The sequence below is a fragment of the Exiguobacterium sp. USCH10 genome (genome assembly GCF_037619445.1).
GTDB classification, from domain to species: Bacteria; Bacillota; Bacilli; order Exiguobacteriales; family Exiguobacteriaceae; genus Exiguobacterium; species Exiguobacterium aestuarii_A.
Genome location: NZ_JAQPZO010000001.1, coordinates 459,913 through 481,718, shown reverse-complemented (window position 1 = coordinate 481,718; position 21,806 = coordinate 459,913). Strand labels below are relative to the sequence as shown.

The window sequence follows — 21,806 nt, the reverse complement described above, 5'->3', positions numbered from 1 at the left end:
TTCCGCTCTGACTTCGGTCAGGGCGGTTTTTTTATTTGATGATTTGGATATGGTAGACTTTGGATAGTGAAAGCGGGGGAGAGTATATGAAAAAATGGTTGTTCTTCGGTTTTATCGGGTTGATTATAGCTAGAGTTTGGATTGTACCGATGTATACGACTAGTCCAGATATGGATGACTTTGTGAGCTGGTTCGAGGAAACATATTCGGTACAATGTGAAGATGAGAGCTGTGACTCATTTACGCTGATTGGTGATCAGACAAATACATATGTGAATGAAGAAGGGTATATGAAACAGTCCAGTGGCTTTTTCACTTTCGACATGGAGGTAAGGCGATTATATCGAAGTGTCGAAGAACCAGAACGAGTCGGGACGATTGAAGTGAGATGGAATCAAGATTCGTTCGAGATTACGGAAGAGACGAGTATCTTTGTTTCTTCGCCATAGGAGACTGGAAGCATGCTGATGATTACTCAAGATGTAAAGGGGAAACGCTATGAGGCGCTCATCGATACTTTGCTTGAGCACTGCACTCACTTTGCGTTCATGGAAGACAGGCGTCGAATGGAGATTGAAGAGGAGCGTCTGGCGTATTTGGATGTACTGACAGAAGAGATCCGTTGGGATTTGATGGAACGAACCATCGTGAGTGAATGGGAGACGACAAGATTGTCTGGAGATACGGCGTATCTATATTCGTTCCATATGAATTATCGGACAGCACAGTTCCTAAAAGAGCATGGTGGCTCATTGTTCAGATGGATCCATCCGGAACTGCCCGAAGACTTAATGTTTTATTCGGGGGATACGTGCGTGCTCGCGGTATGTTCTCATGAATCGTTCTTTGTCGTCGATGAAGCCTTGTGGAGGCAGGTTCAATGAGCTGAATGATTAAAGTCATCTCTTATACGGGTGACCTTCCATTATGTCAGCTTGTTAGGGAACGGTCTCCAGTCCGAATCTTTTCTGTCGCGTTCATGTGGTTTTCTGACAGCGTCACAAAAGAGACGATCACTCGCACCGAAGCGGATGTAATTTTGTTGAGCCTGTCGAAGCGACACCGTATTCGCACCGCCTTCATAATCGGGATCGTCGAATTGAACCCCGTCGTCCTCCCAAACACAGATTCGACAAATGTCGTATGTGCCTGGTGGTTCTTCTAACGTCTGTCTGGTAGCCACAACATAGGCATGTGTATCTCAAAATCATCACCTCATTATTTAGTATAGTGGATACAAGCAAAAAAGCGTCCGACCTTTTCTCAGGTCGAACGCTTTTTCTGTCATCACATCACCATCGAGATCAACGTCAAGATGGCGAGCCCACCTTGTGTCAGGATAATCTTCTTGTCACTCGTGATACTGCCATATAGGGCAACGAGAATGATATAGGTCAGAATCATAGTGACAATCTCGACCGGATTGGGGGAGACGTATAGCCCGTATAAGAGCCCGACCCCGATCAATCCGTTATACACTCCTTGATTTTTAAACAAAACCGATACCGAGTCTCTCGTCAGCTCGTCTTTCGACATGCGGAAGACACGTGACGTCGAGGAAGACGCTGTTGCAATCGTTTCTAAATAGAAGATATAGAAGAATTCGATGGCGACGAGTGTCCCGAGCACAAGGGTGAGCGTCGACATATTAGTTGACCGCTGCTACTTGTACGACCGGTTTCGCAGACACGTAGTTCGCGACGTTTTGTGCGAAGTTGATGAGGACCGGGTTTTGGTTATGCTGCTCGAGAGCAGCTTGGTCTTCCCAATTCTCGATCATGACGAAACGGTTCTCGACAGACGTTGACTCATATAGGTCATATCCGACGCAGCCCGCTTCTTGTTTTGATGAGTCGATTAAGACTTGGATGTCACGCAAGAAGTTCTCGCGTTGTGATGCTTGGATATCGAATGTGGCGTTGACTAAGATCATGGTTGATTCCTCCGATTATTAAATAAATTATTTGAACGATGTGACCGTTTGAGCGTCAAGACGTACAGATTGGTAACCTTCTTCTGCCGCTTTCCCGACAGACAAGATCATGACTGGTACATAACGGTCTTTGTCGAGACCGAACGCTTCTGCGAGTTGGTCTTTCTCGAAACCACCGATTGGATTCGTGTCATAGCCGTGTGCACGTGCTGTGAGCATGAATTGCATCGCTGCGAGACTCGCATCGATTTTCACGATGTCATTCATCTCTTGTTTCGAGAGGTTTTTGTAGTAAGGGATGATCGCGCCGAGCTGTTGGTCACGAACTTCTTGTGGCATTTTGCCTTCTGCGACCGCTTGATCGTAGATTTGTTCGCCGTACTCGTAGCACTCCATGTCTCCGAAGATGAGGAGCATCGCAGAGGATGAATCGTTTTGACGTGTGTTGAAGCGGATGAGCGGCTTGAGCGTCTCTTTCGCTTCTGGGCTTTCGACGACGACGAAGCGCCATGGTTGCATGTTGACCGATGATGGGGCAGTCGTTGCTTCCTGAATCATCTCGAGCATCTCTTCTTGTGAGATTTTCACGTTCTCGTCATAGACACGGATTGATTTACGACCGAACATGACGTCTTTGAATGTATTGTTTTCGAATGTAGTTGCCATTGGTGAATTCCTTCTTTCTCTGTTTAGGTGTGACTGTTCAATTTTTGAAGCAGTCCGGATAAGTGTTGAATCTCTTCAGCGGACAAGGCTTGTAAGACGAGGTGGTTGGCCTGTTCGTCTCGTTCGCAGTGCCCGAGGTCTTGCTCTGCTTTCTCTGTCACACGGACGAACATCTCGCGATGGTTCTCCGCGTTCCGCTCTCTGACGACATATCCTTTTTCTTCGAGGATTTTTAAGTGTCGGGTGATGGCGGCATTGTCGATTTTCATTTCTTCTTTAATCACGCGTTGCGAACAAACGCCTCGTTCTTTGACGACTTGTAACATCTCGTAGCGGGTCAGGCTGAAGCCCGTTTCCCGTTCGAATGACGATGCGACGTTTTGTTCCGCCAACTTGATTTGGTAAAGTAATCGGCTGATTTCACGTAGGTCCATTGCGTCCCACCTTTCTCAATTGACTTATCAATCGTTGACTTGTCAAACGATACAACGTTTCGGATTGCGTGTAAAGTCAAACGCTCAAAAAAAGACGACACCGAAATTACCGTGTCGTCTCGTCTTCGATGGGAGTGCCATCAAAATGATATTCTGTCATGAACGTCGTCTCGTCGAATCCGTAAAGACGGTCGTAGACGTTCAAATCCTCAATCGTCCGTACGTCGAGGAATGACGGGTCGATATCAGACGCTTCACGCGTGAACATCATGTACCGTTCCGTATAGTCGTCATTGCCGCCTGGCTTCCCGTCGAACGAGAAATGGATCAAATAAACGTCAGGCTCGATGTCACGGATGACGTTGAGAATGCGCTGTTTCTGTTCGTCCGTGTTTTGCCAGTCTTCATGAAGCATGATTGAGACGTTGAGATACGTATTCGGATTCGTTTCATAAATGGACGTTGGGGTCGGGCTGACGCTGGCTTGTGTTTCATCGGACACACCGATCGGCACCTCCGCACGGACGGTCTCTTCCTCCTTTAAAATTCCTTGTGACACGAGCCGCTCGTGAATCGTTCGTTCCGCCTCACGTTCCCAATACGTCTCGAGCACGTTGTCATGGATGGAGCCGTCTCCATATGTCTCGAGAACATAAGTCCCGGCGAAAGGTTCGTTCGTCAATGTCACTTCCCCGACATAACCGCCCATCTTCCAATCCCGTGACAGTTCGATGTCGGGTTGTTCCTGATACGTTTCTTTTACATAAGTACTATATGCATCCCGTGCCTCGGATTTTTCGATCGTCGTGTAAACGAAGATTCCACCAGCAAGAATTCCGCCGACAATGCCTGCCACGATTCGTTTTTTCATCATTTCGTCACCTCTTTCCCAATGTACCTGATAGATCGAGGAAAAACCTCGGTCCAAAGTCTTATTCAAATCATTTCCATTTCCCTGTAAACTGAAAGTGCCCTCGAAATACTATTGCAATTACGTGTACTAATACATATAATACACTTAAAGAGTGACATTGACTATGAGAGGGTGTGACCCATGTTATACAAAATTGATATGAAGAGCTCAGAACCGCTTTACGAACAAATCGTCAATCAAACGAAAGAGCTCGTCATCCGCGGTATCTTACGTCCGGGAGACAAGGTGATGTCAGTGCGTGAACTTGCCACCGACCTCGTTATCAATCCGAATACGGTCAGTAAGGCGTATCAGGAGTTGGAGCGACTCGGTCTCCTCGAGATGCGACGCGGGCGCGGGACGTTCGTTTCCGAAGACTGGGTAGACGATGATGCATCAAGAGAACCGGTCATCGCATCGATCAAGAAGATCGCGATTGATTGCCATTATGCGAATGTGCCATTAGAAGAAGCCATCGACGTATTGCGGACCGAATATGAGAAAGTAGGGGAAGCCAATGCTGAAAGTTGAGCAATTGAGTAAACAAATCGACCGTCAGACGATTTTGGACGGAATTGACTTTACCGTCGAATCAGGAGAAATCGTTGCGCTCGTCGGGCGTAACGGTGCCGGCAAGACGACACTTCTCCGGACGATGGTTGGAATCATCCGCCCCGATCAGGGAGACGTGCTATATGGAACGAAAAGTATCTTTAAAGACGCCGGATTGAAGCGGGACGTCATCTTCGTACCGGATTCAGCGGATGCGCTCAAACATTATACGGTAAACGAGGCGATGGACTTATACGAATCAATCTATCCATCGTTCAATCGTTCCGCATTCCGTGAGACATTGACGCGTTACAACATCGAGAACAAAAAGATTCGCCAGCTGTCAAAAGGACAGAAGGCGCTCGTCACGTTATCACTCGCCTTCGCCGTCCAAGCGAAATACTACCTGCTTGATGAACCGACGGACGGTTTGGACGTCGTCGCCAAGTCAGACGTGTTGAAACTGATGATCGCCCAGGTCGAGAAGCGGAACTGCTCGATCATCGTCTCGAGCCACCAGTTGCACGAACTCGAACGAATCGCCGACCGCATCATCATGATCGAGAAAGGGCGCGTCAAAGCAATCATGTCGCTCGAAGAGGCGCGTGCCCTCAGCATCAAGTGGCAAGTCGTCTTCAACGATCATGTTCCGGTCGAGTTGCTCGAACGAAAAGATATCGAAATCATTAGTGTGACAGGACGTGTCGTGCTGTTCATGGCGAAAGAACGAACGGACGAGCTCGAGACGTTCATCGATTCATACAATCCGATGCTCATCGAAGAGATCCCGATGTCTCTCGAAGACGTGTTCCGTATTCAGTTAGGAGGAGAAGTTCATGCCGTCTAAAGTGTTGTTGAAAAAAGATTGGAAACAAGTGTCACTGCTTTGGATCTTGCTCGTCTTCTTAGGGGTCGTCGCTTTCACGGTGCCGGTGTGGACGGATATGTATGCGTACGAACAACAAATTCTTGAAATTAAACAAAACCCGAGCGACTTCCCGGATATCGTGACAGGTGATGTGAACGAGATGGTGCCGGAAGACTTCTTCGGGGATGGATCTGGATACGGATACCTCGGAGGTCTGAACGGACTCATTCCGTCAGGCGGTGTCATTTTCTTGTTTGTCATCTTTGGTGCCCTCATGGCGTCCGTGTTGATCGGAAGTGAGCGCAACAGCCAAATGTCAGATTTCACGATGTCGTTACCGTACACGCGTACCCAGCTATACATATCAAAATGGGTGCTCGGTGCGACAGGAATTGTAACATCGACCTTGATTGGTGGCACGTTGATGTTCCTCATCATCCGCTTCTCCGATTACTCTTTCTTGATGGAAGGAAAAGAGTTCAAGGTGATTGCGATGATTCTATTCTTGATGCTATCCGGAATTTCATTCTTCTCGCTCTCGTTATGGATGGGATCATTTGGCGGAGAGTCCATCTCACAAGTCATTTGGACGTTTGTCGCGCTCATCTTTCCGATGGGGATTTTACTCCTCGTCCAAGGTTCACTCTATGCCTTTTTCCCAGATCGACTCTTCTTGTTCGTTGAAGAAGCGTTTGAGAGTATCCCGATGCGAATTTTGTCACCGCTAAACAATATTTTCAATGTCGATATGTATGCAGTGTATACCGATCAATCGGTGTGGAATGACTTTATCACGTATGCCCCGATCCTTGCGATTGCGAACATCGTGCTCACATTCGGTCTCGGGTTGTGGATGTTCAAGGAAGCACCGCAAGAGAACAACGGACGCTTCTTCATGTTCTCGAACTGGTTGTGGCTCATCCATATCGTCATCGTCATTTGCTTCGCGATGTTAGGTGGCGTATTGTTCTCGGTCATCTCGTACCCGCAAAACATGATCTTGTATGTGATTGGATTTGTGATTGCGGCCTTCCTGGCTCACTTACTCGCCAAACGCTTGCTCTACCGCTTCAACTTGAAACTCAAATCGTAAGGAGGGACACCTATGAAACGCTTCTGTCTGTTGCTCGTTCTCGCCATCTCACTAGTAGGTTGCACGAATCCGGAACCGAACGCCTTTGAATACAGAGGGTCGAAAGTCGGGGACAATGCCGCCGTCGTCGGGATTGCCGGGAGCTTGCCGCTACACGAATGCTATCAATCGGTCGAGTTGCAGACGAAGAAGCGTCCCTATGGGTTGACCGTCCGTTATGAAGATCCAGAGATGGAGCGAGCGGAGCAAGAGCGTCTTGCGATTCGGAATGCGGCTACTTACTTCACGCTCATTCCGAATGCGGAGATCGTCCGCTTTGCTTTCCCGAACCGGACGTATGCCTTCTCCCGGCCAGAGATGGAAGCGTGGTTCGGAACGGATTTTTCGAACATTCGTCACGAGAATGAGTTACAACAATTAATGAATCAGAAGTTGGAACAGCTGGATTCGAACAATTCCTATTTTAGGCGGGTATGACAGCGATTGGATGACAAATCCAATCGCTTTTTTTGATATTTTCTGAAAATTATCGGGTAAAGGGTAGATGAAAGCGTTTTCTTAGCATTATAATGGAGTTAACTGAATGAGTATTCATTTCCAAGGAGGAACAGCGATGAACAAACCGTGGTTACAAGATTATCCAGAAGGTATGCCCCAGTCGATTGATTACGAGGTAAAGCCGCTCTATGAGGCATTGTCTCGCGCAGCAAAGGATTATCCGAATCGTACGGCCGTCTCCTTTATCGGGAAAGAGTGGACTTTCGCGGAAATCGATGATGCCGCACGCCGACTCGCCACGATGCTCCAAGCGAAAGGACTTGAAAAAGGGGACCGCGTCAGCCTCATGCTCCCGAACTGTCCTCAATACGTCATCTCGTTCTATGCCGTGCTCTATGCAGGAGGGACCGTCGTCCAGACGAACCCGCTTTATACGGAACGAGAGCTTGATAACCTCATCACGGATGCGGGCGTCAAAATCGTCATTACCCTCGACTTGCTCTATCCGAAAACGCTTCGCGTCAGTGAAAAGACGGAGATCCAAACCGTGATCACGACAAGTATCGCCGATTACTTACCGTTCCCGAAAAACAAGCTGTATCCAATCAAAGTGAAACGAGAAAATAATATTGTCATCGACACGACCGGCTCGACGCCGTTTAAAGACTACAAAGACTTTAATCCGGTCACGCCGCTCGACATCGATCCAAAAGAAGACGTCGCGGTTCTTCAATATACAGGAGGGACGACGGGACTTCCGAAAGGCGTCATGTTGACGCACTTCAACTTGACGGCGAATGCGGATCAAATCACGAACTTATTCTATAAGTATAATCGCGGGGACGAGAAGCGCGTCTTGTGTGTCGTTCCGTTCTTCCACGTCTATGGGATGTCGTGCTGTCTGAACTTCGGGATCACGAACGGATATGAGCTCGTGCTCGTGCCGCGCTTCGAAGTGACGGATGTCCTGAAGACGATTCAAAAGAAAAAGCCGCACTTCTTCCCAGGAGCTCCGACGATGTACGTCGGAATCTTAAACGACCCGAAACTGAAAAAATACGACTTGTCATCGATTGAAGCGTGTATCTCAGGTTCGGCACCGCTTCCGATTGAGGTGCAAGAGGAGTTCGAAAAGATCACGGGTGGTCGCATCGTCGAAGGATATGGTTTGTCTGAGACGTCGCCGGTTACGCACGCGAACTTCTTATGGGATAAGCGGATCGTCGGCTCAATTGGTGCGCCGCTGTCGGATACTTCTGCTAAAATAGTAAAAGCAGACGGAGAGACGGAAGCAGATATCGGAGAGATCGGTGAAATCATGCTGAGTGGTCCACAAGTCATGAAAGGCTATTGGCAAAAACCGGAGGAGACGGCAGCCGTTTTGAAAGATGGATGGCTCGCGACGGGTGACCTCGGTTATATGGGTGAGGATGGATTCTTCTATATTGTCGACCGGAAGAAAGATATGATCATCGCCGGTGGATTCAACGTCTATCCACGTGAAATCGAAGAAGTGCTCTACGAACATCCGGCCGTCAAGGAAGCGGTCTGTATCGGTGTCCCTGACCCGTATCGTGGTGAGACGGTCAAAGCGTTCATCGTCCTTCGTGACGGGTCAAGCGTGACCGAAGAAGAACTCGACAAGCATTGTCGTGAGAAGCTAGCGGCCTATAAAGTGCCGAAGCTGTACGAGTTCCGTGACGAGTTGCCGAAGACGTTCGTCGGTAAGATTTTACGCCGTGTCCTCGTCGACGAAGAGAAGGCGAAACAAGTGAAACAAAGCAGTTGACACCAAGCGTATGCATGATAGAATAATAAATGAATGAACCATCATTCATTTTTCTGCAGCGGTAAGGAGCTTGGGGTTAATGACAAATCATATTTCGAAAAGTGACCGAATCATTGATGCGGCGGTCAAAGTAATTGCCAATCATGGCTATCACGGAGCAAAGGTGACGGCCATCGCCAAAGAGGCGGGTGTCGCGGACGGCACGATCTATTTGTACTTCAAAAACAAGGAGCATCTCTTGATCGAGTTGTTCCAAGCGAAGATGGGGCTGTTCATCGACTACTCGAAACAACAAATCGGGAACGAGACGACAGCCGGAGATCAGTTGTATCAATTGATTGAATCACATTTAAAACAACTGTCGGCCGATTACGACCTTGCCGTCGTGACACAAATCGAACTGCGACAGTCGAACTTGGTGCTTCGCCAAAAAATCGGAGAAGTGCTCAAACCATATTTGAATTTAATCGATTCGGTCGTCAAACACGGAATCGAGACTGGGGAGTTCGACAAGGATTTAGATTATCGACTCGCCCGTCAGATGATTTTCGGCACAATCGATGAGGTTGTGACGAGCTGGATGGCGAGCGGCTTCAAGTACGACTTGATGTCGACGCTTCCGAATGTGCACCATATGTTAAAGAAGGGGCTTACTTAACAGTGAGCCCTATCACTAGCTCAAAAAATGAATGCTGATTCATGAATGATGGGAAAGAATTGACTAAAGGGGGATCAACCATGAATATTTTTGTTTTGCTGAAACGTACGTTTGATACTGAGGAAGCGATTCAGCTCGAGAATGGGGAAATTCAAGAAGACGGCGCTGAGTTCATCATCAACCCGTATGACGAATATGCGGTCGAAGAAGCGATTCAAAAACGTGATGCACTCGGGGGAGAGGTCACGGTCGTCACGGTAGGACCGGAAGACGCGGACAAAGAGCTTCGTACAGCGCTCGCCATGGGAGCGGACAAAGCTGTTCGAATCTCGATCGAGGACGATGTCGAAGATGCAGACCATGTCACGATTTCAAAAGTGCTCGCCACATACTTGAAAGAACAAGATGCAGACCTCATCTTTGCAGGGAACGTTGCAATCGACGGCGGTAGCGGACAAGTCGCACCACGTGTCGCAGAACTTCTCGACATGAACTACGTGACGACGATCACGGCTCTTGAAATCGACGGCACGACGGCTACGGTCACACGTGACGTCGAAGGGGATACAGAAGTCATCGAAGTTGCACTCCCACTTCTCGTGACGGCGCAACAAGGGTTGAACGAACCACGTTACCCGAGCTTGCCAGGGATCATGAAAGCGAAGAAAAAACCACTCGAAGAACTTGAACTCATGGACATCGACCTCGATGAAGATGAAATCGAAGCGAAAATCGAGACGATCGAACGATTCTTACCAGAAGAGAAGAAAGCCGGCCGTATCCTTGAAGGCGACATGTCGACACAAGTGAGCGAGCTCGTACAACTTCTTCGCACGGAAGCGAAAGTCATTTAAGGGGGAGATCATAGATGAAAGCTTTAGTACTCGCAGAAGCGCGTGAAGGCGCGTTACGTAACGTATCATTCGAAGCCATCGCTGCGGCGAAGCAATTGACAGACGATGTGACGGCAGTCGTGATTGGGGATCACGTGCAATCACTCGCGCAAGAACTCGGGGAGTATGGCGCAAGCCGTGTCCTCGTCGTTGAAGACGATCGTCTCAAACACTATACGCCAGACGGCTACGGGCAAGTACTCCGTCAGCTGATCGAGCAAGAAAGTCCGGACATGATTGTCCTCGGTCACACAGCTCTCGGGAAAGACATCGCACCGAAACTCGCGGCACGTCTCGATGCTGGACTCATCAGTGACGTCGTCTCTATCGAAGGAACAGGTCGTGACGCTGAATTCGTTCGCCCGATCTATTCAGGAAAGGCGTTCGAGAAAGTGAAGTTCAAAGACTCGGTCATGTTCTTCACAATTCGTCCGAACAACATCGACGCACTCGCGCGTCAAGCAGGTGCAAGCGTCTCAGTTGAAACGCCAGCAGTCGAATTGAAAGACCTCGCGATGATTGTCAAAGAAGTCGTTCGTAAGGCGACTGGGAAAGTCGACTTGGCGGAAGCGAAAGTCATCGTCGCAGGCGGTCGTGGCGTGAAGAGCGAAGACGGCTTCAAACCACTTGAAGAGTTAGCTGAACTTCTCGGGGGAGCAGTCGGTGCTTCACGTGGAGCATGTGACGCCGACTACTGCGACTACGCGCTTCAAATCGGACAAACGGGTAAAGTCGTCACACCAGACCTTTATATCGCATGCGGAATCTCTGGAGCAATCCAACACTTGGCAGGGATGAGTAACGCGAAGGTCATCGTCGCGATCAACAAGGATCCGGAAGCGAACATCTTCAGTGTGGCGGACTATGGCATCGTCGGTGACTTGTTCGATGTCGTCCCAATGTTGACAGAAGAGTTCCGCAAGCACCTCGTCAATAGCTAATAAGCAAAACGTTTTGGGGTTGTTACCCTCCGTGGTATACTCTGAACATGAATTGCATGAGAGTTCTATATCAGGGCTCTCTCATCTTATTGGGGAGGTTTTTACAAATGGCTATTAAACACGCAACGACTCAATCGTTTGAACAAGATGTAAAAGAGGGCGTAGTCCTCGTTGATTTCTGGGCAACTTGGTGTGGACCATGTCGCATGATCGCGCCAGTTCTCGAAGAACTCGATCAAGAAATGGGTGATCAAGTCCAAATCGTGAAACTCGACGTCGACGAAAACCCTGAAGTCGCAGGTGCTTTCCAAATCCAAAGTATCCCGACACTCATGATGTTCAAAGATGGCGAGCCTGTTTCGAAAACAATGGGCTTCCAACCAAAAGAAGCATTGAAAGAGTTTATCGCAACAGCACAATAATTGCGTAGCAGCCGATTGAAATCGGCTGCTTTTTTGTTTTGTCGAACGGAAAAGAAGGAAAAGGACAGGCAAGTAGGGAATAGGTTGAGTTATTCCACACCCCCTCATTTACGGAAAAATCCGATACATATCGTCTGATTTCAAAATTTTTTTTGAAGAAATTCCGTCGGCTTCCTTCATATTTAAAAGATTCGGAATTTTAGTGAGGGCGTGCGCGGACTGGAAGCTTTTATCATGGAAACAGACTGAAAATTTACGCTATACTCATGAGGAAGACATGATGGAGTCAAGTGACCTTACTTTACGGCTCGATCTATTGTACGACTCTGTTCGAAGGAGGAATTTTCTTGTCGCTGTTACATTTAGCTATTTTGTTGCCGCTTCTCGCGGCACCGTTCATCCCGTTCTTGTTTCGGGGGATGAAGCAAATTCATACAGGCTGGTTCGTTTTGATCGTTCCGGTCGTGCTCGTCACCTACTTCGCCGGATTCATTCCGATCACGAGTGCAGGGGACGTCGTGACAGAGACGATTGCGTGGATGCCGTCCCTCGGGATCAACTTCACGGCATACGTCGACGGACTCAGTCTACTGTTCGCCCTCCTCATCACGGGGATCGGCGCACTCGTTGTCTTATATTCAATTTACTATTTGAATAAGGACAAAGAGTCACTCGGGCATTTCTATGTGTATCTCTTGATGTTCATGAGTGCGATGCTCGGGGTCGTTCTCTCGGACAACATGATTGTCATGTATATGTTCTGGGAGCTCACATCGATTTCATCATTCCTGTTGATTGGTTACTGGTATGAGAAAGAGCGTTCACGTTATGGCGCGCAGAAGTCGATGCTTCTCACCGTATTCGGAGGATTGTCGATGCTCGGGGGGATTGTCTTACTCGAGTCGATGATTGGTTCGTACAGCATTCGTGATATGGTCGCGAATTCTGGCGTCATCGCCGAGAGCCCGTTCTTCCTTGCCGCGATGATTCTCATCTTGCTCGGGGCGTTCACGAAATCAGCGCAGTTCCCGTTCCACATCTGGTTGCCTGACGCGATGGAAGCACCGACTCCGGTCAGTGCGTACCTCCACTCGGCAACGATGGTTAAGGCGGGTCTCTACCTCGTGGCCCGTATGAGCCCGGTGTTCCAAGAGTCATCAGTCTGGCTATGGACGATTGCCGGGGTCGGGATGTTTACGATGTTCTGGGGCTCGTTCAACGCTGTAAAGCAGACCGACTTGAAGGGAATCTTGGCATTCTCGACAGTCAGTCAGCTCGGGTTGATTATGTCACTCCTTGGTCTTGGTGCGGCTGCGCTCCACTATGACGGTATGGATGACAATATCTTTATGGTCGCGACGATCGCAGCAATCTTCCATTTGATCAACCACGCGACATTCAAAGGCTCGCTCTTTATGATGGCCGGGATTGTCGACCACGAGACGGGTACACGTGACATTCGTAAGCTTGGCGGTCTGATGACGGTCATGCCGATCACGTTCACGATTGCCGTCATCGGTTCGTTATCAATGGCCGGTCTTCCGCCGTTTAATGGTTTCTTGAGTAAAGAGATGTTCTTGAAGGCGACGACGAAAGTCTTCTCGGCCGACTTCTTCGCACTCGATACGATTGGAATCTTACTTCCGGTCATCGCGTTCGTCGGAAGTGTGTTCACGTTCATCTACAGCATCATGCTGTTTACACGGACGTTCATGGGCAAAGCGAAGTTCGATCAATTGCCAAAACAACCGCATGAGGCGCCGATCGGCATGTTGATTTCGCCGGCCATCCTCGCGCTTCTCGTTGTAGGTCTCGGGTTCTTCCCGAACGTTTTGTCGAACTCGCTCATCAAACCGGCCGTCGAGTCGATTTATCCGACACTCGTCGCGCAAGGGCAAGATGTAAAGGTAGATATTTATTTCTGGCACGGTCTCACGCCTGAACTATATATGACAATCGGGGTTATCCTTCTCGGTTCATTGTTGTTCTGGCAAATGGGCAAATGGATGGGCATCTACAATCGGATCCCACATCGTTTGACGCTCAACGGGATATACGATGGTACGCTCGTCTGGTCAAACAAGGCGGCATATCGCTTTAAAGACAACTACATGACTGGTTTCATCCGGTCGTATTTGATCTATATTTTCGTCTTCCTCTCAGGCATGATGCTCTTTAGCATCTGGTGGTTCGACATGTACCGATTCTCGTTCGAGAACTTGGCAGAGATTGCACCGTATGAATACGTGCTAGGCGCTGTCGTCATGCTTGCGGCGCTCGCGATTCTCTTCATGAAGTCGCGTCTCCCGTCCATCATCTTACTCGGGGTTGTCGGGTACGGCGTGGCACTGTTCTTCGTCTTCTTCGGTGCACCTGACTTGGCACTTACACAGCTCGTCATCGAGACGGTCTCGGTTGCCTTGTTCTTGCTCGTGTTCTATCACATGCCGGACATCAGCAAGAAGGAAGTACGGATGCGTTTCAAAGTCGGGAATGCCATCGTGGCCATTCTCGTCGGAACGACCGTGACGCTTCTCAGCTTCATGGCGCTCACGAACAAATCGCTCACCTCGATCTCAGAGTATTACAAAGAGAACGTGTATGAGCTTGCAGCAGGTAAAAACATGGTCAACGTCGTCCTTGTCGACTTCCGTGGATTTGATACTTTGTTTGAAATCGTCGTTCTCGGAATTGCGGCTTTCGGAATCTACACGATGATTAAATTTAGAACAACACGACGTACGAAAGGAGAAGGTGCACATGAAGCAAAACAGCAAACGCGTCAATGACGTCATTTTGCAGACGGCCGCGATTATCATTTTCTTCATCATCGTCATCTTCTCGATCGATTTGTTCTTTGCCGGTCATTATTCACCAGGTGGAGGGTTCATCGGTGGATTGATGACATCCGCGGCACTCGTCTTGTTGCTACTCGCATTTGATTCGAAGACGCTCGCGAACGTGCTCCCAATCGACTACCGTCTCATGACGGCAAGTGGATTGTTGATTGCACTCGCGACAGGTCTTCACTCGGTATTCTTGGGACGTCCGTTCTTGACGCATGCTTACGGGAAGTTTGACTTACCACTTCTCGGTGAGCAGACGCTCCACACGGCGATCGCGTTCGACTTAGGGGTTTATCTCGTAGTCATCGGAATCACCTTGACGATTATACAAACGATTGGAGAGAGTGAATAATGGAAATCTTCGTTAGCATCATTATCGGTGTCTTGACGATGTGTGCCGTCTATCTTGTTCTCTCAAGAAGTTTGTTACGCATCATCATCGGCACAGCCTTATTCAGTCACGCGGCACACCTTCTCGTCTTGACGACGGCAGGTTTGAAGACAGGGGCAGCCCCTGTCCTCGTCGACGGTGTGACTGAATTCACAGACCCGTTACCGCAAGCGCTCGTCTTGACGGCAATCGTCATCAGTTTCGGGGTGACGGCGTTCTTCCTCGTACTTGCCTACCGCACGTATCAGGAGCTCAGCACGGACAATATGGAAGAAATGAAAGGAACAGAATCGTATGATTAACTTACCGGTCTTTCCAATCGTCATTCCTGCGCTTGCGGCCATCATCATGATGTTCATGCCAAAACGGGTCCAGCTGCAGCGTGTGATGGCTCTTGGAGCTTTAGTTATTACGGCGATCGTGTCACTCTTCCTTGTGCACACGGTCTCCACGGAGGGGATTCAAACCCTCAACCTCGGGAACTGGCAAGCGCCGTTCGGGATTACACTCGTATCGGATATGTTGTCAGCCCTACTCGTGACGACGTCGACTCTCCTCACGCTCTTCATCGTGTGGTTCGCCGTCCATTACTTCTCAGACTCATATGAAGGCAACTACTTGTACATTTCGATGCTCTTCTTGCTCGTCGGGGTGAACGGTGCCTTCACGACAGGTGATATTTTCAACTTGTTCGTCTTCTTCGAGGTCTTCTTGATGTCTTCATACGTGTTGATTGTACTTGGTGGACGGGGCGTCCAGTTACGGGAGTCCATCAAATACTTGCTCGTGAACATCATCGCCTCGGCACTCTTCGTCATGTCGGTCGCCTTGCTCTATGGCGTTACAGGTACGCTCAACTTGGCAGACTTGGCGATGAAGATCCCGCTCGTCGATAACCCGGACGTCATCACCGTCATCGGCGTCCTGTTCGTCATCGTCTTCGGGATGAAAGGGGCACTCGTCCCACTTCACTACTGGCTCCCTGGAGCGTACGTGGTCGCGCCGACTCCGATTCTTGCGATGTTCGGGGCCCTCTTGACGAAAGTTGGGGTCTACTCGATCTTGCGGACGTACACGTTACTGTTTGATGGGAACGGTGAGTTTTTACAGACGTTCCTCATGGTTCTCGCTGTCCTCACAATCTTCATCGGGATGACAGGTGCCATCGCTTATAACGACGTGAAGCTGATCATCATCTACAACATCATGATTGCGGTCGGGGTCATTTTGTACGGGATCTCGGTCAACACGCAGACGTCCCTTGAAGGGTCGCTCTACTACTTGATTCACGACATGATCATCAAGGCAGTTCTCTTCATGCTCGTCGGGATGATGATTGGGATCACCAAATCCGGTCAATTGCGCGATATGGGTGGACTCATCACACGCTTCCCACTGTTCGGATGGACGTTCTTCCTCGCAGCTCTCTCGCTTGCAGGGATTCCGCCACTTAGTGGATTCTTCGGGAAGTTATTGATCGTATCAGGCGGGATGGACGAAGGAGAACTGTTCGGACCACTTCTCGTCCTCTTATCAAGTCTCTTCGTCCTCTATTCGGTCATGAAGATCTTCTTGAACGGATTCTGGGGAGAGGCGAAGCGTGAGTATGATGGACCACTCGTCCCATATACAAAACGTTTGATTGTGCCGGTCTTCTTGTTGCTCATCATTGCGGTCGCATACGGATTTGGGGCAGAAGCCATCCATCCGTATATCACGCAAGCGATTGAGCCGCTCGTCAATCCAGAAATCTATATCGATGCCGTGATAAAGGAGTGAAACACAGATGGCTTATCAACTTTTGATTAACTTTTTCTTGGCGTTCATCTGGATGTTCCTCACGGGATCGTTCACAACGAGCGGATTCTTCGTTGGGTATCTACTCGGATTGCTCATCTTGTTCATGATGCGCCGATTCTTCAAGGCAGGGGGAGGCAGCTTTTACTTCACACGCGTCTGGCGTCTGTTTAAACTGCTCCTCATCTTCATCCGGGAACTGTTCCTAGCGAACTTCGAGGTGTTACGTCTCGTCCTTAGTCCAAAGCTCAAGATTCAACCAGGAATCTTCCGGTATGAGACGTCTCTCGACAAAGGCTGGAAAGTCAGCTTGCTCTCAATGCTGATCACGCTCACACCAGGGACGCTCGTCGTTCAGGTGTCAAAAGACAATTCCGTGCTCTATATCCACGCGCTCAACATGCCGGATAAGGAAGCATTACAAAAAGACATTTATGATAACTTTGAATCAAGCATTAAGGAGGCGACAGAGTGATGGATTTACTAGACATTCTCATCTACATCTCGCTCGCCATTCTCTTGCTTGCGATGTTGATGATGTTGTATCGCGTCGTCAAAGGACCGACAACGGCAGACCGAGTCATCGCGCTCGACTCAATCGGGATCGCGCTCATCTCGGTCGTTGCGTTACTGTCGATCCTGCTCGATACGACTCTATATTTTGAAGTCATTTTGCTACTCAGTATTTTGGCCTTCATCGGAACGGTGGCGTTCTCGAAATTCTTAGAGAGGGGAGAGATTATCCAACATGACCGCGACAATGATCTTTGATCTCATTACCGGCATCTTCACGATCATCGGCGTCTTCTTCACGGTCGTCGCCGCGATCGGTCTCATCCGTCTCCCAGATATTTATTCGAGAACACACGCTGCCTCAAAGAGTGCGACACTCGGTGTCATGTTCGTCCTCTTTGCGGCCGTCCTTCACGTATATGTCGATGAACGGGTATTTGATGCAAGACTCTTGCTCGGTCTCTTCTTCGTCCTCTTGACGGCTCCTGTTGGGGGTCACCTCATCTCACGTGCGGCGCACGCAAAAGGGGTCCCGCTTTGGGAGAAGTCATTACAAGACGCATTGAAAGAAGACAAGGATAAAGGAATCGAATAAGAGAAAGACGGGATTCGCCGTGTGGCGAGTCCCGTCTTTTGTTTAGATGAGATAGGTCAGGTCGGAGGCAGCCGTCGGATAGGCGACTTCTAAGTGCTTCACGTGTTGATGCGACAGTTTGTTCTGTATAATGAAAGAGAACAGATTGATGAGTTCCGGGGCATGGTGTCCAATCAGATGTGCGCCGATAATATGACCTTCCGCACTCAACAATACTTTCGAATAGGCGGTCGTGTCATTGATGCGTGAATAGGTGAGGAAATGGGACATGTCCGTTTCTTTCACGTCGAAGTCGATGCCCTCGGCTTCCGCTTCCTCCACAGTGAGCCCCACTTTGGCAATCGGTGGGGTCGCATAGACGATGGTCGGTGCTGGGCGCTCGGGAAGTGCCCGCGTATTCCCGTGAAGCATGTTCAATGCAGCGAGACGACCTTCCTGACCGGCGAACGGAGTGAGTGCGGGATTTGGACTATTAGCGACGTCTCCGGCGGCGTATATATTCGGGTTGCTCGTCTGGAGATGCTCGTTCACCTGAACACCATGATGATCGGCATTGACGCCTGCTGCTTCGAGATGAAGTCGCTCGATGCTTGGAATTCGCCCGGTGGCGTTAAGGACAACTCCTTCAAGGGTAGAGTCATCTGATAACGTTAAGACGTTCCCGTCGATTCGTGTCGGTTCGACGTCGTGTCGGACAGTGATCCCGATTCGTTTTGATTCTTCGAGGAGCCGATGGACGACGTTCGGGTCGAATGCCTTCAGCGCACGTGAACGAATGAGAAGGGTCACGTCGCTTCCGAAGCGTCGGAAGATATGGGCGAATTCAAAAGCGATATAACCGGCACCGACAATATGAATCGATTTCGGTAACGTGTCGAGGTCGAACACATCATCGCTCGTGATGGCCAGTTCGCCACCTGGGATGTCGAGAGGACGTGGTGTTTGGCCCGTCGCGATTAAAAATTGAGGGGCGGAGAGCTCGTGACCATCGATGACGATCGAGTCTTCATCGATAAAGTGAGGCTCCCCTTGATATAAATCAATGTTCATCTCGTTCCAATGTTGCGTTTTTGACGTAGGAATCGAGAAGCGATATTCATCAATCCGCTTTTTAAAGGACGACCAATCGAGGGATAGGCTTCCTTCGACGCCGAGCTCGCGCATACGTTCCGTACGGGCGAGAAGTTCGGCACCTTCGGCGAGCATTTTTTTCGGGTCACATCCACGCTGGGGACACGTTCCTCCGAACGTCCAGTTTTCAATGATAGCAATCTCTTTACCGGCGTCACGTAAAATCGTGGCGACTTGGCTCGCGGCTGATCCGCTACCGACAATAATGACATCGTATCGTTTCATAATATAAAATCCTCCTCTGACGAGATATCACACTCTTTTTCCCGTCCAGGAGGAAGCTAAACTGAGGTGAATGGAATTGAGTCATACCGATCACATTAAACATAAATTGGCATTACTCCCGGACGAACCGGGTTGCTATCTGCACAAAAATGAATATGGCGAGGTCATCTATGTAGGGAAAGCAAAAAACCTCAAGAATCGGGTCCGCTCTTATTTCACGGGCGCGCACGACATCAAGACGATGCGTCTCGTCGCAGAGATTCGTGACTTTGAGTACATCGTGACGGCGAGCGAACTCGAGGCGTTGCTCCTTGAAATGACGCTCATCAAAAAACATGACCCGAAGTACAATATTCGCCTGAAAGATGATAAGACGTATCCTTACATCAAAATCACGAACGAACCATATCCGCGTCTATTGACGACACGGAAGTTAAAGAAAGACGGCGGACATTACTTCGGACCGTATCCGAACGCTTACGCGGCGAACGAGACGAAACGTCTGCTCGATAAACTCTACCCGCTCCGTAAATGTCAGCCGATGCCAAAGAAACTTTGTCTCTATTATCACATCGGGCAGTGCTTAGGACCTTGTGAGCTCGCGGTCGACACGGATTCGCAAAAAGAGATCGTCAACGAGATTCGTCGTTTCCTGAACGGTGAGACGAGTGAGACGCTCGCCAAGCTGAATGTGGAGATGGGACGTGCCGCTGAAGACATGCAGTTCGAGCGGGCTGCTGAACTACGCGACCAGATTCGAGCGGTCGAATCGATCATGAATAAACAGAATATGATTACGGCCGACCCGACGGCGCGAGACGTCTTCGGTTATACGCTTGACCGGGGCTGGATGTGTGTCCAAGTGTTCTATATGCGAGGCGGGAAGATGATCGAGCGAGACGTCTCGCTCTTCCCGATGCATGGAGAGCCTTCCGAAGAACTCGAAAGTTTCATCGTCCAGTTCTATGAACAAAACGTCGTGCCAAAAGAGATCCTCGTACCGGAAACGGTCCGTCTCGATTTATTGAATGACGCCATCGGCACGAAAGTGATGCAACCGAAACGTGGGGCGAAAAAGCAACTACTCGATTTGGCGACGAAGAACGCAACGATCGCCTTGAACGAGAAGTTCGAATTGCTCGCACGAGACGAAGAGCGGACGTTGCTCGCGATGCGTGAACTCGGGGAAGCAATCGGCATCCCGAACTTGTCGCGTGTCGACATCATCGATAACGCGAACATTCAAGGGGCGGACGCCGTATCGGCGCTCGTCGTCTTTGAAGATGGGAAGCCACTCAAGAAAGAGTATCGGAAATATAAGATTCGGACCGTCCAAGGACCCGATGATTATGAGACGATGCGCGAAGTCGTGCGGCGACGGTTCCGCCGCCTGTTGACAGAAGACAAGCGGTTACCGGATCTCTTATTGATTGATGGAGGAATCGGGCAATTGAATGCCGCGCTCGACGTCATCCAAAACGAGTTCGGACTCGACTTGCCGGTCGGCTCACTCAAAAAGGATGACCGACATCGGACGAGTCAACTGTTGTTCGGAGAACATGGTGCGGTCGTTGAACTCCATCCACGATCGAGTGCTTTTTATCTATTACAGCGGATGCAAGACGAGGTCCACCGTTTCGCTATCACCTTCCACCGTAGCTTGCGGACGAAGAAGATGACGAAGTCGATTCTAGACGAGATTCCAGGAGTAGGTCCGAAGCGTCGTCAACAGCTCATTCGTCATTTCGGGTCGATGAAACAGATTCGCCTGGCCTCGCTCGAACAATTGAAAGAAGCGGGACTACCGGAAAAACTGGCGGAGACTGTCCTTCAATATGTGCATGAGGATACGGATGAATGAGACAGCTTCCGACAGACGTGGAGAATACAATCGCTTCATTCGTGAGAGCGATTGATGAATTTCTACCAACCGTTCAGCATATATACATTCATGGTTCATTAGCGATGGGTGGCTTTCATCCGAAACGAAGTGATGTAGATTTGTTGCTCGTCGTATCGAACGCATTGACTCGGGAGGAACGACAAAAACTCATCGACTGTTGTCTCTTATACTCCAACGAACCATATCCGCTCGAACTGAGTATCATGACGATGGTCCAGATAAAAGACTGGTGTCACCCGAGTCCCTTCGAGTTTCACTATAGTGAAGGGTGGCGTTCTCGTTTTGAAAAGGCAGGTAGGGAAGAGCGAACCGAATTGCAACAAGGATTCACCGATCCGGATTTGGCAGCTCATATGTTGATGATTTTAGAACGAGGTATCACTTGGCGCGGACAGCCACTTCATCAATTGCTCTGCGGATTCGATTCCGCTCATTTTTCTGATGCAATTCTGGCAGATGCGTTCGACTGTCTCGATACGATGGATGAAAATCCGATTTATTGCGTGTTGAACTTGTTACGCGGACTGGCCTATGAACAAGAACGTGTCCTTCTCTCGAAACAAGAAGCGCTCGGTTGGGTGATAGAGAACGGACATTTTCCGGGAAATGTTGTGACGGTCGTTCGTAAGGCGACTCGGGGCTATGAAGGGGAAGACGTGACGTTTGATCAACATGAACTCAACGAATTCCGTCGCTACATGCGTCAACAACTTCACACTAAACAAAAATAAGAGTCGATGCGAAA

General features: G+C 49.4%; 26 protein-coding genes and 1 pseudogene. 20 read left to right on the top strand and 7 right to left on the bottom strand.

Annotated elements, in window-relative coordinates:
- Nucleotides 1–86 precede the first annotated feature (86 nt).
- A complete protein-coding gene (locus PQI28_RS02495) occupies nucleotides 87–449 on the top strand; it encodes a hypothetical protein (RefSeq protein ID WP_339962445.1) in 363 nt (120 codons plus the stop codon).
- 12 nt (nucleotides 450–461) lie between these two features.
- Nucleotides 462–884, top strand: a complete 423-nt coding sequence (locus tag PQI28_RS02490; protein WP_339962444.1) for a stage III sporulation protein AH — start codon at nucleotides 462–464, stop codon at nucleotides 882–884.
- A gap of 41 nt (nucleotides 885–925) precedes the next feature.
- On the opposite strand, the pseudogene PQI28_RS02485 reads toward PQI28_RS02490, so the two are convergent.
- The 6 genes and pseudogenes from PQI28_RS02485 to PQI28_RS02460 all read right to left on the bottom strand — a co-directional run bounded on the left by PQI28_RS02485 (nucleotide 926) and on the right by PQI28_RS02460 (nucleotide 3,904).
- Nucleotides 926–1,205, bottom strand: a pseudogene (locus tag PQI28_RS02485) (CPCC family cysteine-rich protein).
- Between the two features lie 82 nt (nucleotides 1,206–1,287).
- Complete coding sequence (locus tag PQI28_RS02480) at nucleotides 1,288–1,647, bottom strand: DUF1304 domain-containing protein (RefSeq protein WP_339962443.1); 360 nt, start codon at nucleotides 1,645–1,647, stop codon at nucleotides 1,288–1,290.
- 1 nt (nucleotide 1,648) lies between these two features.
- The gene (locus tag PQI28_RS02475; RefSeq protein ID WP_026826548.1) at nucleotides 1,649–1,933 is read right to left on the bottom strand and encodes a putative quinol monooxygenase; all 285 of its coding nucleotides are present in this window, start codon (nucleotides 1,931–1,933) and stop codon (nucleotides 1,649–1,651) included.
- 27 nt (nucleotides 1,934–1,960) lie between these two features.
- Nucleotides 1,961–2,599, bottom strand: coding sequence for a nitroreductase family protein (locus PQI28_RS02470; RefSeq protein WP_214875272.1), 639 nt, complete (start codon nucleotides 2,597–2,599; stop codon nucleotides 1,961–1,963).
- Nucleotides 2,600–2,622: 23 nt separating this feature from the next.
- Nucleotides 2,623–3,033, bottom strand: a complete 411-nt coding sequence (locus tag PQI28_RS02465) for a MarR family winged helix-turn-helix transcriptional regulator (RefSeq protein ID WP_214737641.1) — start codon at nucleotides 3,031–3,033, stop codon at nucleotides 2,623–2,625.
- 106 nt (nucleotides 3,034–3,139) lie between these two features.
- Nucleotides 3,140–3,904, bottom strand: coding sequence for a hypothetical protein (locus tag PQI28_RS02460; RefSeq protein ID WP_339962442.1), 765 nt, complete (start codon nucleotides 3,902–3,904; stop codon nucleotides 3,140–3,142).
- Nucleotides 3,905–4,087: 183 nt separating this feature from the next.
- On the opposite strand from PQI28_RS02460, the gene PQI28_RS02455 reads away from it, so the two are divergent.
- From PQI28_RS02455 to mnhG, 16 genes are all read left to right on the top strand, one after another.
- Nucleotides 4,088–4,477: a GntR family transcriptional regulator gene (locus PQI28_RS02455; RefSeq protein ID WP_074032742.1), complete on the top strand. Its 390-nt coding sequence runs from the start codon at nucleotides 4,088–4,090 to the stop codon at nucleotides 4,475–4,477.
- Nucleotides 4,464–5,345: an ABC transporter ATP-binding protein gene (locus PQI28_RS02450; RefSeq protein WP_339962441.1), complete on the top strand. Its 882-nt coding sequence runs from the start codon at nucleotides 4,464–4,466 to the stop codon at nucleotides 5,343–5,345. Before PQI28_RS02455 ends, PQI28_RS02450 begins: the two co-directional genes overlap by 14 nt.
- Nucleotides 5,335–6,459: an ABC transporter permease subunit gene (locus PQI28_RS02445; RefSeq protein WP_339962440.1), complete on the top strand. Its 1,125-nt coding sequence runs from the start codon at nucleotides 5,335–5,337 to the stop codon at nucleotides 6,457–6,459. Before PQI28_RS02450 ends, PQI28_RS02445 begins: the two co-directional genes overlap by 11 nt.
- Before the next feature lie 12 nt (nucleotides 6,460–6,471).
- Nucleotides 6,472–6,936, top strand: a complete 465-nt coding sequence (locus PQI28_RS02440) for a DUF4825 domain-containing protein (protein WP_339962439.1) — start codon at nucleotides 6,472–6,474, stop codon at nucleotides 6,934–6,936.
- A gap of 136 nt (nucleotides 6,937–7,072) precedes the next feature.
- Nucleotides 7,073–8,746: an AMP-binding protein gene (locus tag PQI28_RS02435; RefSeq protein ID WP_214785308.1), complete on the top strand. Its 1,674-nt coding sequence runs from the start codon at nucleotides 7,073–7,075 to the stop codon at nucleotides 8,744–8,746.
- Nucleotides 8,747–8,825: 79 nt separating this feature from the next.
- Nucleotides 8,826–9,404, top strand: a complete 579-nt coding sequence (locus PQI28_RS02430; RefSeq protein ID WP_214695232.1) for a TetR/AcrR family transcriptional regulator — start codon at nucleotides 8,826–8,828, stop codon at nucleotides 9,402–9,404.
- A gap of 80 nt (nucleotides 9,405–9,484) precedes the next feature.
- Nucleotides 9,485–10,258 (top strand): electron transfer flavoprotein subunit beta/FixA family protein, encoded by a 774-nt coding sequence (locus PQI28_RS02425; protein ID WP_031421365.1) that lies wholly within the window; start codon nucleotides 9,485–9,487, stop codon nucleotides 10,256–10,258.
- A gap of 14 nt (nucleotides 10,259–10,272) precedes the next feature.
- Complete coding sequence (locus PQI28_RS02420) at nucleotides 10,273–11,238, top strand: electron transfer flavoprotein subunit alpha/FixB family protein (RefSeq protein WP_214695236.1); 966 nt, start codon at nucleotides 10,273–10,275, stop codon at nucleotides 11,236–11,238.
- A gap of 107 nt (nucleotides 11,239–11,345) precedes the next feature.
- A complete protein-coding gene (trxA, locus tag PQI28_RS02415) occupies nucleotides 11,346–11,660 on the top strand; it encodes a thioredoxin (protein WP_015881090.1) in 315 nt (104 codons plus the stop codon).
- 347 nt (nucleotides 11,661–12,007) lie between these two features.
- Entirely contained in the window at nucleotides 12,008–14,449 is a 2,442-nt protein-coding gene (locus PQI28_RS02410) for a Na+/H+ antiporter subunit A (RefSeq protein WP_214785306.1), read from the top strand.
- Complete coding sequence (locus PQI28_RS02405; protein WP_214785305.1) at nucleotides 14,421–14,858, top strand: Na(+)/H(+) antiporter subunit B; 438 nt, start codon at nucleotides 14,421–14,423, stop codon at nucleotides 14,856–14,858. Before PQI28_RS02410 ends, PQI28_RS02405 begins: the two co-directional genes overlap by 29 nt.
- Entirely contained in the window at nucleotides 14,858–15,199 is a 342-nt protein-coding gene (locus PQI28_RS02400) for a Na(+)/H(+) antiporter subunit C (protein ID WP_015881093.1), read from the top strand. The genes PQI28_RS02405 and PQI28_RS02400 overlap by 1 nt, the downstream gene beginning before the upstream one ends.
- Entirely contained in the window at nucleotides 15,192–16,676 is a 1,485-nt protein-coding gene (locus PQI28_RS02395; protein ID WP_339962438.1) for a Na+/H+ antiporter subunit D, read from the top strand. Before PQI28_RS02400 ends, PQI28_RS02395 begins: the two co-directional genes overlap by 8 nt.
- Nucleotides 16,677–16,683: 7 nt before the next feature.
- Nucleotides 16,684–17,169, top strand: a complete 486-nt coding sequence (locus PQI28_RS02390; RefSeq protein WP_339962437.1) for a Na+/H+ antiporter subunit E — start codon at nucleotides 16,684–16,686, stop codon at nucleotides 17,167–17,169.
- On the top strand, nucleotides 17,169–17,465 hold the full coding sequence (locus PQI28_RS02385) for a Na(+)/H(+) antiporter subunit F1 (RefSeq protein ID WP_026826530.1): 297 nt from the start codon (nucleotides 17,169–17,171) through the stop codon (nucleotides 17,463–17,465). The genes PQI28_RS02390 and PQI28_RS02385 overlap by 1 nt, the downstream gene beginning before the upstream one ends.
- The gene (gene mnhG, locus PQI28_RS02380) at nucleotides 17,443–17,802 is read left to right on the top strand and encodes a monovalent cation/H(+) antiporter subunit G (RefSeq protein ID WP_015881097.1); all 360 of its coding nucleotides are present in this window, start codon (nucleotides 17,443–17,445) and stop codon (nucleotides 17,800–17,802) included. Before PQI28_RS02385 ends, mnhG begins: the two co-directional genes overlap by 23 nt.
- 42 nt (nucleotides 17,803–17,844) lie before the next feature.
- Here the strand turns inward: mnhG and PQI28_RS02375 are convergent, their stop codons facing one another.
- Nucleotides 17,845–19,158, bottom strand: coding sequence for a dihydrolipoyl dehydrogenase family protein (locus PQI28_RS02375; protein WP_214785302.1), 1,314 nt, complete (start codon nucleotides 19,156–19,158; stop codon nucleotides 17,845–17,847).
- Nucleotides 19,159–19,228: 70 nt separating this feature from the next.
- On the opposite strand from PQI28_RS02375, the gene uvrC reads away from it, so the two are divergent.
- A complete protein-coding gene (gene uvrC, locus PQI28_RS02370) occupies nucleotides 19,229–21,019 on the top strand; it encodes an excinuclease ABC subunit UvrC (RefSeq protein ID WP_074032756.1) in 1,791 nt (596 codons plus the stop codon).
- Nucleotides 21,016–21,792, top strand: coding sequence for an aminoglycoside adenylyltransferase domain-containing protein (locus PQI28_RS02365; RefSeq protein ID WP_339962435.1), 777 nt, complete (start codon nucleotides 21,016–21,018; stop codon nucleotides 21,790–21,792). Before uvrC ends, PQI28_RS02365 begins: the two co-directional genes overlap by 4 nt.
- Nucleotides 21,793–21,806: the final 14 nt, after the last annotated feature.

Excerpts from the sequence above, each read along its gene's own strand:
- PQI28_RS02495 (WP_339962445.1), top strand. The coding sequence starts at position 87 with ATGAAAAAATGGTTGTTCTTCGGTTTTATCGGGTTGATTATAGCTAGA.
- PQI28_RS02490 (WP_339962444.1), top strand. The coding sequence starts at position 462 with ATGCTGATGATTACTCAAGATGTAAAGGGGAAACGCTATGAGGCGCTC.
- PQI28_RS02480 (WP_339962443.1), bottom strand. The coding sequence starts at position 1,647 with ATGTCGACGCTCACCCTTGTGCTCGGGACACTCGTCGCCATCGAATTC.
- PQI28_RS02475 (WP_026826548.1), bottom strand. The coding sequence starts at position 1,933 with ATGATCTTAGTCAACGCCACATTCGATATCCAAGCATCACAACGCGAG.
- PQI28_RS02470 (WP_214875272.1), bottom strand. The coding sequence starts at position 2,599 with ATGGCAACTACATTCGAAAACAATACATTCAAAGACGTCATGTTCGGT.
- PQI28_RS02465 (WP_214737641.1), bottom strand. The coding sequence starts at position 3,033 with ATGGACCTACGTGAAATCAGCCGATTACTTTACCAAATCAAGTTGGCG.
- PQI28_RS02460 (WP_339962442.1), bottom strand. The coding sequence starts at position 3,904 with ATGAAAAAACGAATCGTGGCAGGCATTGTCGGCGGAATTCTTGCTGGT.
- PQI28_RS02455 (WP_074032742.1), top strand. The coding sequence starts at position 4,088 with ATGTTATACAAAATTGATATGAAGAGCTCAGAACCGCTTTACGAACAA.
- PQI28_RS02450 (WP_339962441.1), top strand. The coding sequence starts at position 4,464 with ATGCTGAAAGTTGAGCAATTGAGTAAACAAATCGACCGTCAGACGATT.
- PQI28_RS02445 (WP_339962440.1), top strand. The coding sequence starts at position 5,335 with ATGCCGTCTAAAGTGTTGTTGAAAAAAGATTGGAAACAAGTGTCACTG.
- PQI28_RS02440 (WP_339962439.1), top strand. The coding sequence starts at position 6,472 with ATGAAACGCTTCTGTCTGTTGCTCGTTCTCGCCATCTCACTAGTAGGT.
- PQI28_RS02435 (WP_214785308.1), top strand. The coding sequence starts at position 7,073 with ATGAACAAACCGTGGTTACAAGATTATCCAGAAGGTATGCCCCAGTCG.
- PQI28_RS02430 (WP_214695232.1), top strand. The coding sequence starts at position 8,826 with ATGACAAATCATATTTCGAAAAGTGACCGAATCATTGATGCGGCGGTC.
- PQI28_RS02425 (WP_031421365.1), top strand. The coding sequence starts at position 9,485 with ATGAATATTTTTGTTTTGCTGAAACGTACGTTTGATACTGAGGAAGCG.
- PQI28_RS02420 (WP_214695236.1), top strand. The coding sequence starts at position 10,273 with ATGAAAGCTTTAGTACTCGCAGAAGCGCGTGAAGGCGCGTTACGTAAC.
- trxA (WP_015881090.1), top strand. The coding sequence starts at position 11,346 with ATGGCTATTAAACACGCAACGACTCAATCGTTTGAACAAGATGTAAAA.
- PQI28_RS02405 (WP_214785305.1), top strand. The coding sequence starts at position 14,421 with ATGAAGCAAAACAGCAAACGCGTCAATGACGTCATTTTGCAGACGGCC.
- PQI28_RS02400 (WP_015881093.1), top strand. The coding sequence starts at position 14,858 with ATGGAAATCTTCGTTAGCATCATTATCGGTGTCTTGACGATGTGTGCC.
- PQI28_RS02395 (WP_339962438.1), top strand. The coding sequence starts at position 15,192 with ATGATTAACTTACCGGTCTTTCCAATCGTCATTCCTGCGCTTGCGGCC.
- PQI28_RS02390 (WP_339962437.1), top strand. The coding sequence starts at position 16,684 with ATGGCTTATCAACTTTTGATTAACTTTTTCTTGGCGTTCATCTGGATG.
- PQI28_RS02385 (WP_026826530.1), top strand. The coding sequence starts at position 17,169 with ATGGATTTACTAGACATTCTCATCTACATCTCGCTCGCCATTCTCTTG.
- mnhG (WP_015881097.1), top strand. The coding sequence starts at position 17,443 with ATGACCGCGACAATGATCTTTGATCTCATTACCGGCATCTTCACGATC.
- PQI28_RS02375 (WP_214785302.1), bottom strand. The coding sequence starts at position 19,158 with ATGAAACGATACGATGTCATTATTGTCGGTAGCGGATCAGCCGCGAGC.
- uvrC (WP_074032756.1), top strand. The coding sequence starts at position 19,229 with ATGGAATTGAGTCATACCGATCACATTAAACATAAATTGGCATTACTC.
- PQI28_RS02365 (WP_339962435.1), top strand. The coding sequence starts at position 21,016 with ATGAGACAGCTTCCGACAGACGTGGAGAATACAATCGCTTCATTCGTG.